Source organism: Alphaproteobacteria bacterium LSUCC0719 (genome assembly GCA_040839025.1).
In the GTDB taxonomy this organism is placed as follows: domain Bacteria; phylum Pseudomonadota; class Alphaproteobacteria; order Puniceispirillales; family Puniceispirillaceae; genus UBA8309.
Window position 1 is genome coordinate 49,775 of record JBFPJN010000003.1, and the last position, 16,782, is coordinate 66,556.

Below are 16,782 nucleotides of genomic sequence, written 5' to 3' on the forward strand. Positions count from 1 at the left end.
GATGACGGATGACAAGGCGATCAGCGCGCTGCGCCCCGGCACCACGCCGGCATCCGAAATGGATATCGACGCGGCACGCCAGGAGCTGGAATCGCTCGCCATCGCCATCGCCTGGCATGATGCCCGCTATCATGGCGAGGACGACCCGGCGATCAGCGACGCCGACTATGACGCGCTGGTGGCCCGCAATCGCGATCTCGAAGCCGTCTTTCCCGACCTGATCCGCGATGACAGCCCCAGCAGGCGCGTCGGCGCGCCGGTTGTCGCCGGGTTCGGCAAGATCCGCCATGTGCGACCGATGCTGTCGCTCAATAACGGCTTTTCAGACGAGGACATTGCCGATTTTGCGGCCCGTATTAGACGCTTCCTGTCGCTTGACGATGCGGCTGCGCTGGCTTTCACCGCCGAGCCGAAGATCGATGGTCTGTCGCTGTCCCTGCGCTATGAGAACGGCATTCTGGTTCAGGCCGCCACCCGCGGTGACGGCACGGAGGGCGAGGACGTAACGGCAAATGTGCGAATGATCGAGGCGGTACCGGCCCGGCTTGCCGGCAGCCCGCCAGCCATTCTCGAGGTACGGGGTGAGCTGTATATGGACAGGGCCGATTTTCTGGCCCTGAACAGCGCACAGCAGGAATCCGGCGGCAAGATATTCGCCAATCCCCGCAACGCCGCTGCCGGATCGTTGCGCCAGAAGGATCCCGGTGTGACGGCCTCGCGGCGGTTGCAGTTCTTTGCCTATTCACTTGGCGAAGTCAGCGCCCCTCTGGCCGACACCCATATGATGAGCCTTCAGGCACTGGCCGGAATGGGGTTCAGCATCAATAGGCTGTCAAAGCGCTGTGATGATGTCGCCGGCCTGCTGGCTGTCTATGCCGCCATTGGCGCCGCGCGCGCCGATCTCGGCTATGATATCGACGGTGTGGTGTACAAGGTCGACCGGCATGACTATCAGGAACGTCTGGGCCAGGTTGCCCGTGCCCCACGCTGGGCACTGGCGCATAAATTCCCTGCCGAACAGGCCGAAACGACCCTCAACGCCATCGACATTCAGGTGGGACGAACCGGCGCGCTGACACCTGTTGCCAGGCTTGCCCCGATCACCGTTGGCGGTGTGGTGGTGTCCAACGCCACCCTGCACAATGAGGATGAAATCCGCCGCAAGGATGTGCGCGTCGGCGACAGGGTGGTGATCCAGCGGGCCGGAGATGTGATCCCACAGGTGGTGCGCGTCATCCATCAGGCACGCCCCGCCGAAAGTACCGAGTTTGTCTTTCCCGACAGCTGTCCGGAATGTGGCGCGCCGGCCATGCGGCCCGAAGGCGAGGCTGTAAGGCGCTGCACCAACAGTCTGGAATGTCCTGCCCAGCGTCTGGAATGGCTGAAACATTTCGTGTCCCGCGATGCCTTTGATATCGAGGGTCTGGGCGCGCGGCAGATCGACCAGTTTGTCGGCCTTGGCTGGGTTGAACGGCCAGCCGACATCTTTCGCCTTGGTGACAGGCGCGCCGAAATGGCCGCGCTCGACGGCTATGGCGAGACGTCCATCACCAATCTGCTTGCCGCCATAGAGGCACGCCGCCAGATTGGCTTTGAACGCTTCATCTTTGCCCTTGGTATCCGTCAGGTCGGTCAGGCGACGGCGCGCATTCTGGCGCTGCATTTCATGCAGCCGGACGCAATGATGGCGGCGCTGTCGCCATCCGCCGATCTTGAGGCAACATCCACAGAGCTGGTGGCCATCGACCAGATTGGCGAGTCAATGGTGGCGGATCTGATCGGATTTTTCGCCAATGACAGCAACCGTGCGTCGGTTGCCGACCTACTGGCCCAGCTTGACGTGACCCCGCCCGAACGCCCGTCGGACGACAGCGCCATCAGCGGCAAGACCATTGTCTTCACCGGGACATTGGCGGGCATGTCCCGCGCCGAGGCGAAGGCACGCGCCGAATCCCTCGGCGCCAAGGTGTCGGGATCGGTTTCGACAAAGACGACCTATCTTGTTGCCGGCGCGGATGCAGGTTCGAAGGCCCGCAAGGCGGCCGAACTTGGCGTGACCGTTCTCAGCGAGGAAGACTGGCTGGCGATGATTGACGCCGGCGCGGCGGGCTAGACCGGGGCGCAGGCCGCCCGAAGCCATGCAAGGCACGGTGCGTCATCGGCAAGCTGCGGGGCCAGCGTCGCCTCGACCCGCGCGTGATAATCGTTCAGCCAGGCCCGTTCGGCGGCAAGCAGCATCGCGCCGTCAATCAACCGCCTGTCGAACGGACAGATGGTGATCGTCTCGAACCCCATGAAGCCGTCATCATCCTGTCCGGTAACGGCGACCAGTGTCTCGGTCCGGATTCCCCATTCGCCAACCCGGTAGCATCCCGGCTCGTTCGACAGCAACATGCCGGTTTCCAGTGCCACGGTGCCGCGTTTGGAGATGCTTGCCGGACCTTCATGGACCTGCATGACATGCCCCACCCCGTGCCCGGTGCCATGCGCGTAATCAAGCCCCACGGCCCACATTGGCGCGCGGGCAAGGGCATCAATCTGCTGGCCGGTCGTTCCTTGGGGAAAACGCGCCGTCGCCACGGCGATATGACCGCGCAGAACCGCCGTGAACGCGGCAATCATCTGCGGCGTCGGGGTGCCAATGGCGATGGTACGGGTGATGTCGGTGGTCCCGTCATTGTAATGCGCCCCTGAATCGACAAGAAGCAGGCTGTTATCGACCAGCACACTGTCCTGCCCTTGAATGGCGCGGTAATGCACAATGGCACCATTCGGCCCGGACCCGCAGATGGTCTCGAAACTCGAGGCAAGAAAGCGCGGACTTGCCTTGCGAAGGGCCAGAAGATGGCTGGCAATTTCGGTTTCGCTCAGCCCCCGCGCCGCGCCGCTGTCCAGCCAGGCAAGAAACCGAACCATGACAGCGCCATCCTCGACATGCGCGCGCCGCGTGCCGTCCAACTCGATATCATTCTTCACCGCCTTCATCGCGGTGACCGGACAGGGCGCGGCCACCGGCGTGATGTCTGCCCTGGCAAGCGGCGCATGCAATTGCTGCGGCAGGCTGTCAGGATCGAACATCACCTTCACCTTGTCACCATATCCGGCCCGCGCATCAATGAGATCGCCAAATTGCGACAGGGCCACAATTGCAGCCTGATTTGCCAGATCCCCTTCCATGACCGGGGCCAGACGATCCCTGTCACCAAGCAGGATCAATCCATTGTCCCGGTGATACAGGGCAAACAGAAGATTGATCGGCGTGTTCGACAGATCCGTGCCACGAATATTCACCAGCCAGTTCACCGCGTCGGGACGGCTGATCACGACCGCCTCGCACCCTTCGGCTTCGAGGCGCGCCGACAACGCCGCCAGCTTGTCGGTCATGGACTGGCCGGCCACACGGTCCGGCATGCGAAATGGTCGCGACGGCACTGTGCCGGGCCGGTCATCGCCCCACAAGGAATCGACCGGATTGTCGTCATCGGCGACCAGCTCCACCCCGGCTTTCAGGCATGTCTCCTGCAGCCGTTCAAACCCGCGCACCGTGACCAGCCGCGGATCGATGCCAAGGCGCCGGCCATTTGCCCTCGCCTCTTGCAGAAAGCCGGCGAGGCTGGCCTCCGGCAGGGTGAATGTGCGCCACAGATCCGGGTCGGATTGCCTGCTCATCTGCAGCGTATATCGTCCATCGCTGAACAGCGCCGCGTGATCGGGCAGGATCACCCCAAAGCCGGCCGAACCGGTAAAACCGCTGATGAAGGCAAGACGCTCCTCGCGCGGTGGCACCTCTTCGCCCTGGAACATATCCTCGCGTCCCACATACCAGCCATCAAGGCCGCGCCGGGCAAGGATCGCCCGCAGGCCGGCAAGCTTTTCCGATGGGGTGAGACTGCTCATTTCGCGGGTCCGACAGATGCTGTGGGTGACGGGGCAGAATGCCATAGCTTGCGGGACAGGCCAAGGCGCGCCGGGCGCATGACAAGTGTTGTCCATTCCCCGATCCGGATCCGCCTGGCAAGGCGCAACCCCTGGGCGGCATAGCGCCGTTCCACCATCACCGCCTGATTGTTCAGGATGCCGGACAGGATCAGCCAGCCGCCATTGGCAAGGCTTGCCCGCTGGTCACCGGCCATCTGACATAATGGTCTGGCAAGGATATTCGCCAGAATGATGTCGAACGGTGCCGCGCCGCGTACCCGACGTGACTGATAGCCCTGCGCGCAGACGGCATGAAGCCGGTGCGGCGCGATATGGTTGATCCGGCCATTCGCGGCCGCTGTCCGCACGGCTATCGGGTCATTGTCCGTGGCCAGCATCATCGCCCCGGGCCGTGCCCGCAACGCGGCCAGCGCCAGAATAGCCGACCCGCATCCCATATCGAGGCAGCGCGGACGCCGCAAAGCGCCGCCACGAAGAATATCCTCCAGCGCGCGAAGACAGCCCTCGGTTGTCGGGTGCGTTCCCGACCCGAAGGCCTGCGCGGCCTCGACCTGAACCGGCCAGCTTGCCGCTGGCGGGGGCGTTTCGACATGGCCGCCGAAAATCCAGAACCTGCCGATCTGTCGCGGCGGAAAGGCCGCGCGGTTCTCGGCAAGCCAGTCACGGTCGGCAAGCTGGCGGACCGTTACCGGCACCGGAGGATGCCCACAGGCCGCAAAACAGGATGCCAGAAGGCCATCAATGGCCGTATTGTCCGGCGGCGAGGTGAATATTGCCTCGATCACCCAGTCACCGCCACCGTCACGAAGATGCGCGGTCGCGGCGGCATCGAGAAGCTCGGAAAACACCATCTCGAAGCTGCCAAGCTGGCCGGGCGACAGGCTCTGGTCAAGCTGCAGGCTGACAGTGTAGAGGTTGGTCATCGCGGCAGATTACGGTTTGCTGACAAACCCGGCCACGACTTTCTTGTGACCGGCCTTGTCAAAGGCGATTTCAAGCTTGTCACCATCGATATGGATGATGTTTCCCATACCGAATTTCTGGTGAAATACACGATCCCCGGCGACAAAGCCATCCTTGCTGCCTGTCGGCAGATAGTGATCCGCCTCGGTCTTTTCCTGGCGCGCCGCCATCCGGCGCCAGCCAGGCCCGTAGCCGCCGCGCGGCGACTCGCCAAAGCCACCATTCCCGGCAAGCTGTGCCTGTGCGGCCCGCCCAAAGGGTATGCCGCCACCAAGCCCCTGGACGATATCCTCGATCACCGTTTCGGGTGGCAGTTCCTGAACAAACCGCGAGGGGATCGAACTCTGCCACTGGCCGTGGATCCGCCGGCTGCCGGCAAAGCTGAGGAAGATTTTCCGGCGGGCGCGGGTGATGCCGACATAGGCAAGCCGTCGTTCCTCTTCCAGCCCGACAGCGCCATTCTCGTCGATTGTGCGCTGGCTTGGGAACACCCCCTCCTCCCATCCGGGAAGAAAGACGGTGTCGAATTCCAGACCTTTGGCTGCGTGGAGGGTCATCAAGGTCACCTCGCCCTGGTCGGACTGCGAATCACCATCCATGACCAGCGAGATATGTTCAAGGAACCCCTGCAGCGTGTCGAAATCCTGCATGGCGTTGACAAGTTCGGTCAGGTTTTCCAGCCGACCTTCGGCCTCTGGCGACCTGTTGGCCTGCCACATCGCGGTGTAGCCGGATTCATCAAGCACCATCTTGGCCAGATCGGTATGGGGCAAGGTTCCTGAAACCTCGCGCCAGCGTCTGATATCCTGACAGAAGCCGCCAAGCGCGGTACGCGCCGCGGGTCGCAACTCGTCACTGGCGACAAGATCGATCGCCGCCGCCAGAAGCGGCTTTCCGGTGGCCCGTGCCTGGATATGGATCGCCTGAATGCTGGCCGTTCCAAGCCCCCGTTTTGGCACGTTGATGATTCTCTCAAAGGCCAGATCGTCGGCAGGCTGGCTGATCAGCCGCAGATAGGCGATGGCGTCGCGGATCTCCGCCCGTTCATAGAACCGTGTGCCGACAACCCGGTAGGGAAGGCCAATGGCGATGAAACGTTCCTCGAATTCACGGGTCTGGAACCCGGCCCTGACCAGAACCGCAATCTGCGACAGATCCTCGCCGGCGGCCTGGATCGATTCGATTTCCGAGGACACGGCACGGGCCTCGTCAGCCCCGTCCCAATATCCGTTGACGCGCAGCTTTTCACCATCACCCGCCCCGGTATAGAGGGTTTTGCCAAGCCGCGTCTCGTTGCGCGCAATGATCCCCGATGCCGCAGCAAGGATATGTCCTGTCGACCGGTAATTCTCCTCAAGACGGACAATCTTGGCACCCGGGAAATCGCTTTCGAACTTCAGGATGTTGCCCACCTCGGCACCGCGCCAGCCATAGATCGACTGATCGTCATCACCGACACAGCACAGATTGCGGTTGCTGCCGGTCAGCAGGCGCAGCCAGAGATATTGTGCAACGTTGGTATCCTGGTACTCGTCGACCATGATGTGTGTGATGCGGCCATGATATTCCGCCAGCACATCGGGGTGTCCCTGCAGGACGGTCAGCATATGCAGCAGCAAATCTCCGAAATCGACCGCATTCAGCGCCAGAAGTCGCGCCTGATAGGCCTCATAGAGCTGGCGAAGCCGACCATTGGCAAGATCGCCCGCCTCGGCAAGCCCGACCTTGTCCGGGGTGAGCCCGCGGTCCTTCCAGCGCTGGATCACGCCGCCGAGAAGCCTCACCGGCCAGCGTTTGGAGTCGATGTCATCCACCTCCATCAGCTGTTTCAGAACCCGGTTCTGGTCATCCATGTCAAGGATTGTGAAATCACTTCGCAGACCGACAAGCTCGGCATGGCGGCGCAACATCCGGGCGGCAAGAGCATGGAATGTGCCAAGCCAGACCTGTTCGGCAAGCGGCCCCACCATCGCCGATACGCGCATCTTCATCTCGCGCGCCGCCTTGTTGGTAAAGGTCACGGCCAGGATGTTCCACGGCTTTGCGGTGCCGGTGGCAACAAGCTCGGCAAGGCGCGAAGTCAACACCCTGGTCTTGCCGGTGCCAGCCCCCGACAGCACCAGAACCGGTCCGGAAAGACTGCGTACGGCTTCACTCTGTGCCTCGTTCAGGCCGTCGCGCCAGGGATGCTCTGATTGCGGGGAAATCTGCATGTCGCCCAACCTCGCAAATCACCGCCCACGGGTCAATGTCGCATGCCGTCATGCGGCATCAATGCCCGTTTTTTTGGCCGGATTCTTGTCGGACTTTTGCCGGGCTTCGGCACCATCAAGACCGCAGCTTTGCATTTTGTCTTGCATGCGATATCTTCTGGCGTGACAAATGGCAGAGGTCTGTTGATGAAGGTAAGTCGTGTTCCAGAGTGCAGACAGCAATGCAGTCAGCGGCGCAGTCAGCGGCGCGGGCCGGGAAGCCTGGCTGTCGCCACGGTGATTCTGGTGCTTGCCGGCTGTTCATCGACCCCGCCTGCCGAGCGCAGTGATTCGCGCGATCGTTACGAGGCTGCGAACCGCAAGGTCTTTGCTTTCAATATGGGTGTCGACACCCATGTGCTGGAGCCGGTGGCATCCGGATATCGCAACACGGTGCCGGAGGGTGGCCGGGCGGCAATCGACAACCATCTGCGGTGGGCGTCGATGCCGTCGACAGCCATCAATTCCACCCTTCAGGGCAAATATGAAAATGCCGCGCTGGCAACACTGAATTTCCTTGTAAACGGCTTGACGCTTGGGTTTGCCGATTTGTCGGAGGATGACCAGGAGGTCCATTCCGAAGATTTTGGACAGACCCTTGCCGCCTATGACGTTCCCGAAGGATCCTACATGATGGTGCCTGTGCTGGGCCCCCGCACCGCCCGCTCGCTGACCGGAGATGTGGTCGATTTCGTGATGAACCCGCTGCAGATCTTTGGCACCAGCAATGCGGCAGACACCCTGCGCACGGCACAGGCGCCCGTCGGGGCGGTCAATTTCCGGGCCGCCAATTTCGATGCGTTCAATGATGTGAAATACAACGCCCTTGATCCCTATGCGCGAACCCGTTCGGTCTATTACCAGACGCGGATCAGCCTGCTTGAGGACAGGGTGGCCGCCAGCGCCGGCAGCGCGGTGTCGGAGGATGAGTTCGAGTCGCTGTTCGAGGGATCCAACTGATGTTTCGCCGTGATGTTCTTGGCCTTGGGCTGGCATCGCTTGGCATTACCCTGCTGCCGGCGGGTGTTGTCAGCGCCGATGACCGCCTGGACGCCGCCAGCGCCCTGATCGACAGGATGATTGCCGATTTGAAGGGCTTTCTTGCCACCGATACAGGTGATGTGGCGGCGCGCACCGCTGAAATCGACCGGGTGCTGGGAACCTATTTCGACATGGAATCGATTACCCGCTTTTCAGCCGGGCCATATTGGCGGGCCGCCGACACCGCACAGCGCACCGAATACACCGTGCTGTTCCGGGACGTGCTGTGTGGCACCATTGTGCGCAATTTCGACCAGCTTGACGGGCTTGACTACACCGCCGGTGCCAGCAGCGTGAAAGGCGACAAATTCGTCATTGTCAGCGGCACCTTTACCGACACAAAGGGCGCGCGGCCACCGGTGAATGTCAGCTGGCGGGTGCTGACCCCCGCAGACGCACCACCGCGTGTGTTCGATATCGAAATAGAGAACCTGTCGCTTCTGGTCACCCAGAAACAGGAAAATGTGGCCGTGATTCGCAAGGGCAGAGGTCAGTTCACGGCCCTGATCGACGCCATGCGGGCGCGACTCGACGCACCCGCCCATTCCAACTGACAGACGGCGCGCCGGGTCACCGAAGGCGCGGTGCCGGACAGCCTGGCGGCTGACCGGCGTAGCGGCTCATTGGCGTAGCGGCTGATCGGCCTAGCGGCTGATAGGTTTGTATTTGATCCGGGTCGGGCGGTCCGCTTCGGCACCAAGCCGGCGTTTGCGGTCAGCCTCATAGGCCTCGTAATTCCCTTCGAACCATTCGACATGGCTGTTGCCCTCGAAGGCCAGAATATGCGTGGCAATCCGGTCGAGGAACCAGCGGTCGTGGCTGACCACCACGGCGCAGCCGGCAAATTCCTCAAGCGCCTCTTCCAGCGCCCGCAGCGTATCGACATCAAGATCATTCGTCGGTTCGTCAAGCAGCAGCAGATTGGCCCCGCTTTTCAGCATCCGCGCCAGATGCACCCGGTTGCGCTCGCCTCCCGACAGCTGGCCGACCCGTTTCTGCTGGTCGCCACCCTTGAAATTGAATTGCCCGACATAGGCACGCGACGGCATCGTGCGCTTGCCGAGTTCCACCTCATCAAGACCGTCTGAAATCACCTCCCAGACGGTCTTTGAATCATCAAGGTCATCGCGTGACTGGTCGACATAGCCAAGCTTTACCGTCTCGCCGACGGTGAAACTGCCGGTATCGGGTGTCTCGCCGCCGGTAATCATCCGGAACAGGGTGGTCTTGCCGGCGCCGTTCGGCCCGATAACGCCAACGATGCCGCCAGGCGGCAGCCGGAATGACAATCCGTCAATCAACAGCTTGTCACCAAACCCCTTGCCAAGCCCTTCGGCATTGATCACCACGTCACCCAGACGCGGCCCGGCGGGAATATGGATTTTGGCGGTATCGATCTGGCGCTGGCCTTCATCGGCAAGCATCTTTTCATAGGCGCTGATCCGGGCCTTTGACTTGGCCTGACGTGCCTTTGGCGCGGCCCGCACCCAGTCCAGCTCGCGCGACAGCGACTTCACACGCGCATCCTCGGCCTTGCCTTCCTGCTCCAGACGCTTCTGCTTCTGTTCCAGCCAGCCCGAATAATTGCCTTCATAAGGGATGCCGGCGCCCCGATCCAGTTCAAGGATCCAGCCTGCCACCTCGTCGAGGAAATAGCGGTCGTGGGTGATCGTCACCACGGTACCGGGGAAATCATGCAGGAAGCGCTGCAGCCAGGCCACGGATTCGGCATCGAGGTGGTTTGTCGGTTCATCGAGGAGAAGCATGTCCGGCGCGCTGAGAAGAAGCTTGCACAGCGCAACCCGGCGCTTTTCACCGCCCGACAGCTTTTTCACATCTGAATCACCGGGCGGCACGCGAAGCGCATCCATCGCGATTTCCGCCTTGCGCTCAAGATCCCAGCCGTCAATGGCGTCGATTTTTTCCTGCAGCTCGGCCTGTTCGGCGATCACCGCATTCATCTCGTCATCGCTCAGTTCCTCGGCAAAACGGGCGCTGACCTCGTTGAAACGGTCCATCAGCTCCTTGGCCTCGCCCATGCCGGCCAGAACATTGCCTGTCACATCCATGCTTTCGTCCAGCTCGGGCTCCTGCGCCAGATAGCCGACCTTGATCCCGTCGGCGGCCCATGCCTCGCCATTGAAGTCTGTATCCAGCCCGGCCATGATCTTCAGCAATGTCGACTTGCCGGCGCCATTCAGGCCGAGAACGCCGATCTTCGCGCCGGGAAGAAAGGACAGGCTGATATTCTTCAGCACTTCCTTGCCGCCGGGCCAAGTCTTGGACAGGCGATGCATGACGTAAACATATTGATGGCTGGACATTATGTGTCTCCTGACTGAACAAACCGGCAGTGCCAACGGTCGGCGCATTGTCTTTGTGGCCAGCCTGACAGGCAGTGGCCCTGGCAGGTTCTAGCGTGCGCGCCCCCCAATCTCAACAAGCAATCTGGCAATGGGCCGCAATGGGCCGCCAACAGATGATCTTTGCAGGCCTTCAGGGCGGACAATCACCGCCTTTGCGGGCCTGTCACAGCCAGCCTGCTGACCAACCTTGCCGGAATGACGATAAATGCCGGCATGACGATAAATCTTGATTCATCATCACCGCTGTCTAAGCTGGGTTGGGCGCGTGGGGACATCGACGGGGACATATCATGGCGGACAGCTTGCCAGCCCTTGGGATCGTGATCGATCTGCCGCTCGGCATTCTGATGTGGGCTGCCGCTTTGCGGTTCCTGATGTCGATGTTCATCAAGGAAGACAGCCGGCTCGGCCTGATGCGCGCCCTGAACACGCTTGTCATGCCACCGACCCGCGTCGTGATGATGCTGGCACCGCGCTGGGTGATCGACCGCACAGCGCCGCTCTATCTGGCGTTCCTTCTGTTCATCATTCGCTATTATATCCTGCCGCTTGTCATCGGTTATGACGTGCCGGGGTTTGGCGCGATGCCGCTTGAAGGGCTGCTGCTGTCGGTGCGCGCGGAAATCGGCCTCTAGATCACGCCTATTCGGACACGACCCCGATTGTCTGCACCGGCGCGCCATCCGGCGACAGCCGCCAGATCTGCGGCCCCTGCGGTGTATCGACAACAATGACGAACCCGTCACCATCGGCGCTTGCCGAGCGAAGCGTCACCCCCTTGGGAAGCGAGATCGACATTTCGGCCGGCGGTGCGCTCATCTTTGCCAGCCGCGAGGCGATGGTGCCGATCACCACCGCTGTCAGCACGATGATCAGAACCCCCATGATGATGGCCGCGGCCTTGATCATGCCCAGATTCCGCACGATGGCGGATGGCTGTGCCTCATGATCCGCCGCCTTTGGGTCACCAGATTGCATCACAATGCCTTTCCGGGACGCCGCCGCCCCATTGAAGAGTGTCTTCGCCGGTCAATATAGGCTAGTCTGCCCGCCAATGACCAGCAACGCCACACAGCATCTGACAGTTACCGCCGATGACACCGCCGGCGGCGACCGTCTCGACCGGTTTCTTGCCGCCGCCGTGACAGGCGACGAGCCGTTGTCGCGCACCCGCGTCAAGGCGCTGATCCTCGAAGGTGCCGTGACCGAGGACGGCACGGTGATAACCGACCCGTCACAGGCGGTCCGTGACGGTGCCACCTATGTGTTGAGCCTGCCGCCGGTGCGCGACGCCAGACCGGTGGCGCAGGATATTCCCCTCGACATCATGTTCGAGGATGCGGACCTGATTGTGATCAACAAACCGGCTGGCATGGTTGTCCACCCCGGTCCGGGACAGCCCGATGGCACGCTTGTCAACGCGCTGATCAACCATTGTGGCAACGGCCTGACGGGCATTGGCGGCGAAATGCGGCCCGGCATTGTCCACCGGCTGGACAAGGACACATCCGGCGTGATGCTGGCGGCAAAGAGCCAGCGCGCCCATACCCGCCTGACCGACATGTTCGCCGCCCACGATCTGGACAGATGCTACACCGCCATCCTGTGGGGCATGCCGGGCGAGAATGACGGAAGGATCGAAGCGCCGCTCGGCCGTTCGAACCGCGACCGGAAAAAGCAGGCCGTTGTCGCGAATGGCCGGTTTGCCGCCACGAACTGGCGTGTGATCCGCCGCCTTCCCCCCTTTGCCAGCCTTGTTGAATGTCGGCTGGAAACCGGGCGCACGCACCAGATTCGTGTTCATATGGCGCATCTTGGGCATGGGGTGATCGGCGATTCCGTCTATGGCCGACCAATGCGAAGCGGCCAGATGCCGGATGCGCCGGCGCGTGACTGTCTGACCGAAATCCGCCGGTTTGGCCGCCAGGCGCTGCATGCGACGCGCCTGGGGCTGGCCCATCCGGTGACCGGCGAGATGCTGGAATTCGAAACCCCGCTGCCAGCCGACATGAGCGCGCTGGTCGGCATTATCGAACAGGGAATCGCGCGCCGCGCCACGGCCCGCCCCCGGCGCTAGACTTTCCAGAGATCGCAAAGAATATCGCTTTATTTCAAAGAGAAAGACAATATTCAGCCATTGAATTCGGCCCACAAACCCCTATATAGACCCCGTAGGCAGACCTTCACCCATAAAAAGACTTTTGCCGAATATCGCCTTAATCCCGCCCTGAATGCGTGGTTTAGTCAGGTTAATGGCAATAGTCATGACAAAGGCCGCTAATCCGTGCATCCCGGCCTCCATGAATGACCGCCTCCATGAATGAACGATGGAGAGAAACAGATGGCAGTGTCGAAGACGAACCTCCCCGCGATCAGCCCGGACGGGAATCTGTCGCGCTATCTTGAGCAGATCCGCTCGTTCCCGATGCTTGAGCCGAAGGAAGAATACATGCTGGCCAAGGCATGGAAGGAACGCGGCGATGTCGACGCCGCGCACCGGCTTGTGACAAGCCATCTGCGGCTTGTCGCCAAGATCGCGATGGGATATCGCGGCTATGGTCTTCCTGTTGCCGACCTGATTTCCGAGGGCAATCTGGGCATGATGCATGCGGTGAAGAAATTCGAGCCGGAAAAGGGATTCCGGCTTGCCACCTACGCCATGTGGTGGATCAAGGCGGCGATCCAGGAATATATCCTGCGCTCATGGTCGCTGGTCAAGATCGGCACCACCGCCGGCCAGAAAAAGCTGTTCTTCAATCTGCGCCGTATCAAGGGCCAGATCCAGGCCATCGATGATGGTGATCTGAAGCCCGAACAGGTAACCGAAATCGCCACCCGCCTCGACGTGACCGAGGCCGAGGTCATGTCGATGAACCAGCGTATGGCCGGCAATGACCGTTCGCTGAATGTCCCGCTGTCACGCGACGGCGAGGGCAGCGGCGAATGGCAGGACTGGCTGGAGGATGACAGCGAGGATCAGGAGACAACCTTTGCCGAAGCCGAGGAATTTTCCGCCCGCCAGCGTTTGATGATGGACGCCATCGGCGATCTGAACGAACGCGAACAGCGGATCCTGCAGGCGCGCCGCCTTGCCGAACCACCGCTGACGCTGGAGGATCTTGCCGCCGAATTCGGGGTCAGCCGCGAACGGATCCGGCAGATCGAGGTGCGGGCCTTTGAAAAGCTGCAAAAGGCCGTCCGCGACAAGGCCGAGGAATTGAAGCTGCTGCCGGCAGACAGCGGCGAGGCTGCCCTTCTGGGGGCCTAGGCCGAAAATGGCGTGCCGTCTCGCCGGTTTGTGAAGCGGTGCTAACCTCTGCTTAACATATACCCGGCATCATCGGGTACATGGTACCCTTTGCCCGAAATCTACAAAATCTATCTGCCGAACATCAATCTGCCGGATACCAGGCCGATGATCGGCGCTGCGGTCATTGGAAACCCCTGTGCCGATTTGGGGCCGGGGTCATCAGGACCAGAGCCATCAGGACCGGTATCGTTCCTGTCGTCGCGGTCATGATGCTGGCGCTTGGCGGGTGCGGGTCCGGCACCCAGAAGACTGTTCATCTCGACGGGCCCGGCAATACCGGCCCCGGCAATACGGCAGATATCGATATGGTGGCCGATTCCGGGGGCATCGAGGCCACCGGCCCGTCAGCCGAGCAGCCATCAGGGGACCAGACCGGCACAATCCTGTTTATGGCCGCCCCCGAAGGCGGCAAGCCGGCGCGGCTGATTTCCCGCACCAACAGCATCACCACCACGCCGACAGCCAAGCATCTGTTGCAGCAGGCGCTTGCGTCGGGACGCCAGGCACCTGCCAACACCACCAGCCACACCGCGCCGCTGGTGATCGAGGCGGATGACCATCAGGAAACGCCCATCCAGTTGCCAGCGTCCCAGTTGCCAGCGTCGGCAACAGCCACGCCCGCAACAGCCACGCCCCGAACCGACAGCCAGATCACCATCCGGCGCCAGAGCCAGGGGGCCGGGCAACCGACAATCCTGAAGATCATGGAAGCGCCCTAGAAGGCGGCCCAGAAGGTGGCCTAGAAGGTGGCCTAGAAGGCCGATGGTGTGACCGGCGACAGCATGTCGGGCAATCGCTGCCAGTCCTGCGCGGCGGTGGATTTATTGTACAATTCCAGCAACATCTCGATGGACATGCCCGCCCCCGGATGATGGTCCATCCGGTCAGCGAACATATCGGGGGCCATATCAGTTGCCATATCGGGGGCCCGGTCAGTGACGAGACTTTCTATCAGCCCGTCAAACATCCGGTCGATCTCATCCTGCCCCATCGTCCCGGCCACAGGTGCCTGCCCGGCGCAGCCGCCAACCAGCAGTAGACCTGCCAGCAGCAGACCGCCAAAACCCCTACGGCCCAAATTTATTTCGGCAAGACCCATACTTGCCAGATCCATAATGGCACAACGGGCATGGTGTGATGTGTCACGGCGGGGCATGGCCCCTTCCCCTCTCAAAGGCTGCGGTTGCATATGTCAAAGGTAACGGCACGCTGTCACAGGCCGGCCTGGCGTCAGGCCGACCACTACGTAACTAGGCCTAGGCGAAGTTCCTGCCTATTCCCCGCGAGGGTGTTCTATTCGGCAGGCGACCCGACAGGGGTCGCCTAGACCTACTTTGACGTAGTGGTATCGACACGATACCCAGCACCCCCGACCTTTGCAAATCGGGGGCGGAAATTTCAGAAATCATAATGATTCCAGACACTTCACTGCAACACACCACACCGCACGGTCTTAACGGAGTACCATTGTACTCAAAGCCGAAGCAGGCGTTAACGAAAATTTAGCGGGATGCGGGTTAGGGTGGTGTGGATGGATAGCTAACGGACTCAACCAGATGAAGAGCTATCCCTGCAACTGACACCTCACAGCTAACGAGGCATGAGCATGTCCTGGCTTTTATTCATGGATGAAAGTGGCCATGACCACAAAAACACGCCGCTTGAAGTCAGAGGCGGAGTAGCGCTCCATGCCAAACACATCTGGGAGTTCACCAATGCCGTGAGAAAAGCTGAAAGAGATATCTTCGGCGTCAGTTTGGCGGAATTCAGAATTGAACTTAAAGGATCAAAACTGCTGGAGCACCAGAGGTTCACCTGGGCAAGACGGTCACCTCTGTTCAGGGACCAGGAGAGGCAACAGCTTGTCCGTCGATTCCTGGACAGCAAACGAAAAAAGACAGCACCCAGGAAGGATGAATTCACCGCATACGGTCAGGCATCCTTGATGATGGTGGAAAAAATTTTCGATCTCCTGAAAGAGCATGAGGCCCAACTCTTCGCCGCCGCCATACCAAGAGGAATTAAACCGCCACGAGACTATCAGTTCAGTGATTTCCTGAGAAAGGACCAGAATTTCCTGCTTGAACGATATTTTTGGTTTCTTGAGAAACAAGGTGAGCATGGACTGCTGGTCATGGACCAATCGGACAAGACCGAGGACCGCCGGTTTTTGAAACGCATAGGAGACTATTTCGAGAAATCGCAGAACGGCCGTAGACGGGCACAGTGGATTGTCCCGACACCGCTATTCATTGACTCCGAACTGTCTGCCGGAGTGCAGGCGGCTGACATCTGCATATATTGCATAAACTGGGGATTTCGCCGTCCCGAGTGGGGATTCGCCGGGGCATCACGAGATGATATACACCAACAATTTGGGGGGCGTTGTGGGGCGCTCCAGTATCAAGGACAGTCATATGACGGAACCGAAGGAAAAACCTACAACCTGTATGGAATAATCTATGTGCCGGACCCCTATTCGTCCCGCACAATAAATTGAGTCATAAATCAGGAAGCCATAAATAAAGAAGGAGGTAATGCCTTCTGCAGACTGCGATAAGGATTTCTCCAAATGGCCTTCCCAGAAGCCGAACCTCCACGCGAACCATAGAAGCAAAAAATAAATACTGTCAAATATTTTACAACACAGCAGACGAAGGCAACACCGCCGTCGACTTCTGTTTCTTTCCAACAACCCTCACCGCCATACCACCCCCACTCACACAAATGTGTAGCGGTTGCGGCAGCGCGCGGCGCATTACAGCCTGAATCCGCGCCGGGTACGGCTCACCGGCGTTAGCGATACTTTAACGGGGACAACATTTCACTTGCCACAGATGACATGGCTGGCCCCCAGCCATTCCATCAATCACCCGTTCCGACAGACCATCTCGAAAGACAATAAAGGTAT

The 16,782-nt window shown here is 60.6% G+C and carries 14 protein-coding genes; 8 read left to right on the plus strand and 6 right to left on the minus strand.

Annotation, left to right across the window (positions count from 1 at the left end):
* The first annotated feature begins 1 nt into the window (after window position 1).
* A complete protein-coding gene (ligA, locus tag AB3X55_07495) occupies window positions 2-2,113 on the plus strand; it encodes an NAD-dependent DNA ligase LigA (protein MEX0503424.1) in 2,112 nt (703 codons plus the stop codon).
* Here ligA and AB3X55_07500 read toward each other — a convergent pair.
* Genes AB3X55_07500 through AB3X55_07510 form a run of 3 tightly spaced genes read right to left on the minus strand, consistent with a single transcriptional unit; the run spans window position 2,110 to window position 7,115 of the window.
* Window positions 2,110-3,897: an aminopeptidase P family protein gene (locus AB3X55_07500; protein ID MEX0503425.1), complete on the minus strand. Its 1,788-nt coding sequence runs from the start codon at window positions 3,895-3,897 to the stop codon at window positions 2,110-2,112. The two genes, ligA and AB3X55_07500, sit on opposite strands and share 4 nt — an antisense overlap.
* Window positions 3,894-4,862 (minus strand): 50S ribosomal protein L11 methyltransferase, encoded by a 969-nt coding sequence (locus AB3X55_07505; GenBank protein MEX0503426.1) that lies wholly within the window; start codon window positions 4,860-4,862, stop codon window positions 3,894-3,896. Before AB3X55_07505 ends, AB3X55_07500 begins: the two co-directional genes overlap by 4 nt.
* Window positions 4,863-4,871: 9 nt before the next feature.
* Complete coding sequence (locus AB3X55_07510; GenBank protein MEX0503427.1) at window positions 4,872-7,115, minus strand: ATP-dependent helicase; 2,244 nt, start codon at window positions 7,113-7,115, stop codon at window positions 4,872-4,874.
* Window positions 7,116-7,301: 186 nt separating this feature from the next.
* Here AB3X55_07510 and AB3X55_07515 point away from each other — a divergent pair, with 186 nt between their 5' ends.
* Entirely contained in the window at window positions 7,302-8,114 is an 813-nt protein-coding gene (locus AB3X55_07515; GenBank protein MEX0503428.1) for a VacJ family lipoprotein, read from the plus strand.
* On the plus strand, window positions 8,114-8,749 hold the full coding sequence (locus AB3X55_07520) for a phospholipid-binding protein MlaC (protein MEX0503429.1): 636 nt from the start codon (window positions 8,114-8,116) through the stop codon (window positions 8,747-8,749). Before AB3X55_07515 ends, AB3X55_07520 begins: the two co-directional genes overlap by 1 nt.
* Window positions 8,750-8,839: 90 nt before the next feature.
* Here AB3X55_07520 and ettA read toward each other — a convergent pair whose 3' ends face one another.
* Window positions 8,840-10,519, minus strand: a complete 1,680-nt coding sequence (gene ettA / locus AB3X55_07525; GenBank protein MEX0503430.1) for an energy-dependent translational throttle protein EttA — start codon at window positions 10,517-10,519, stop codon at window positions 8,840-8,842.
* A 332-nt stretch (window positions 10,520-10,851) separates the two neighbouring features.
* On the opposite strand from ettA, the gene AB3X55_07530 reads away from it, so the two are divergent.
* Entirely contained in the window at window positions 10,852-11,196 is a 345-nt protein-coding gene (locus tag AB3X55_07530; GenBank protein ID MEX0503431.1) for a hypothetical protein, read from the plus strand.
* A 7-nt stretch (window positions 11,197-11,203) separates the two neighbouring features.
* Here the strand turns inward: AB3X55_07530 and AB3X55_07535 are convergent, their stop codons facing one another.
* Entirely contained in the window at window positions 11,204-11,539 is a 336-nt protein-coding gene (locus AB3X55_07535; protein ID MEX0503432.1) for a hypothetical protein, read from the minus strand.
* Window positions 11,540-11,615: 76 nt separating this feature from the next.
* Here AB3X55_07535 and AB3X55_07540 point away from each other — a divergent pair, with 76 nt between their 5' ends.
* The 3 genes from AB3X55_07540 (at window position 11,616) to AB3X55_07550 (ending at window position 14,590) form a co-directional block, all read left to right on the plus strand.
* Entirely contained in the window at window positions 11,616-12,638 is a 1,023-nt protein-coding gene (locus AB3X55_07540; GenBank protein MEX0503433.1) for an RluA family pseudouridine synthase, read from the plus strand.
* A 264-nt stretch (window positions 12,639-12,902) separates the two neighbouring features.
* Window positions 12,903-13,829, plus strand: coding sequence for an RNA polymerase sigma factor RpoH (gene rpoH, locus AB3X55_07545; GenBank protein MEX0503434.1), 927 nt, complete (start codon window positions 12,903-12,905; stop codon window positions 13,827-13,829).
* Window positions 13,830-14,077: 248 nt separating this feature from the next.
* Window positions 14,078-14,590: a hypothetical protein gene (locus AB3X55_07550; GenBank protein MEX0503435.1), complete on the plus strand. Its 513-nt coding sequence runs from the start codon at window positions 14,078-14,080 to the stop codon at window positions 14,588-14,590.
* Window positions 14,591-14,622: 32 nt separating this feature from the next.
* Here the strand turns inward: AB3X55_07550 and AB3X55_07555 are convergent, their stop codons facing one another.
* Window positions 14,623-15,027 (minus strand): hypothetical protein, encoded by a 405-nt coding sequence (locus AB3X55_07555; protein ID MEX0503436.1) that lies wholly within the window; start codon window positions 15,025-15,027, stop codon window positions 14,623-14,625.
* Between the two features lie 450 nt (window positions 15,028-15,477).
* Between AB3X55_07555 and AB3X55_07560 the strand changes: the two genes are divergently transcribed.
* A complete protein-coding gene (locus AB3X55_07560) occupies window positions 15,478-16,371 on the plus strand; it encodes a DUF3800 domain-containing protein (GenBank protein ID MEX0503437.1) in 894 nt (297 codons plus the stop codon).
* Window positions 16,372-16,782 lie beyond the last annotated feature (411 nt).

Coding starts and splice junctions, on each gene's coding strand:
- ligA (MEX0503424.1), top strand. CDS start 2: ATGACGGATGACAAGGCGATCAGCGCGCTGCGCCCCGGCACCACGCCG.
- AB3X55_07500 (MEX0503425.1), bottom strand. CDS start 3,897: ATGAGCAGTCTCACCCCATCGGAAAAGCTTGCCGGCCTGCGGGCGATC.
- AB3X55_07505 (MEX0503426.1), bottom strand. CDS start 4,862: ATGACCAACCTCTACACTGTCAGCCTGCAGCTTGACCAGAGCCTGTCG.
- AB3X55_07510 (MEX0503427.1), bottom strand. CDS start 7,115: ATGCAGATTTCCCCGCAATCAGAGCATCCCTGGCGCGACGGCCTGAAC.
- AB3X55_07515 (MEX0503428.1), top strand. CDS start 7,302: ATGAAGGTAAGTCGTGTTCCAGAGTGCAGACAGCAATGCAGTCAGCGG.
- AB3X55_07520 (MEX0503429.1), top strand. CDS start 8,114: ATGTTTCGCCGTGATGTTCTTGGCCTTGGGCTGGCATCGCTTGGCATT.
- ettA (MEX0503430.1), bottom strand. CDS start 10,519: ATGTCCAGCCATCAATATGTTTACGTCATGCATCGCCTGTCCAAGACT.
- AB3X55_07530 (MEX0503431.1), top strand. CDS start 10,852: ATGGCGGACAGCTTGCCAGCCCTTGGGATCGTGATCGATCTGCCGCTC.
- AB3X55_07535 (MEX0503432.1), bottom strand. CDS start 11,539: ATGCAATCTGGTGACCCAAAGGCGGCGGATCATGAGGCACAGCCATCC.
- AB3X55_07540 (MEX0503433.1), top strand. CDS start 11,616: ATGACCAGCAACGCCACACAGCATCTGACAGTTACCGCCGATGACACC.
- rpoH (MEX0503434.1), top strand. CDS start 12,903: ATGGCAGTGTCGAAGACGAACCTCCCCGCGATCAGCCCGGACGGGAAT.
- AB3X55_07550 (MEX0503435.1), top strand. CDS start 14,078: ATGATGCTGGCGCTTGGCGGGTGCGGGTCCGGCACCCAGAAGACTGTT.
- AB3X55_07555 (MEX0503436.1), bottom strand. CDS start 15,027: ATGCCCCGCCGTGACACATCACACCATGCCCGTTGTGCCATTATGGAT.
- AB3X55_07560 (MEX0503437.1), top strand. CDS start 15,478: ATGTCCTGGCTTTTATTCATGGATGAAAGTGGCCATGACCACAAAAAC.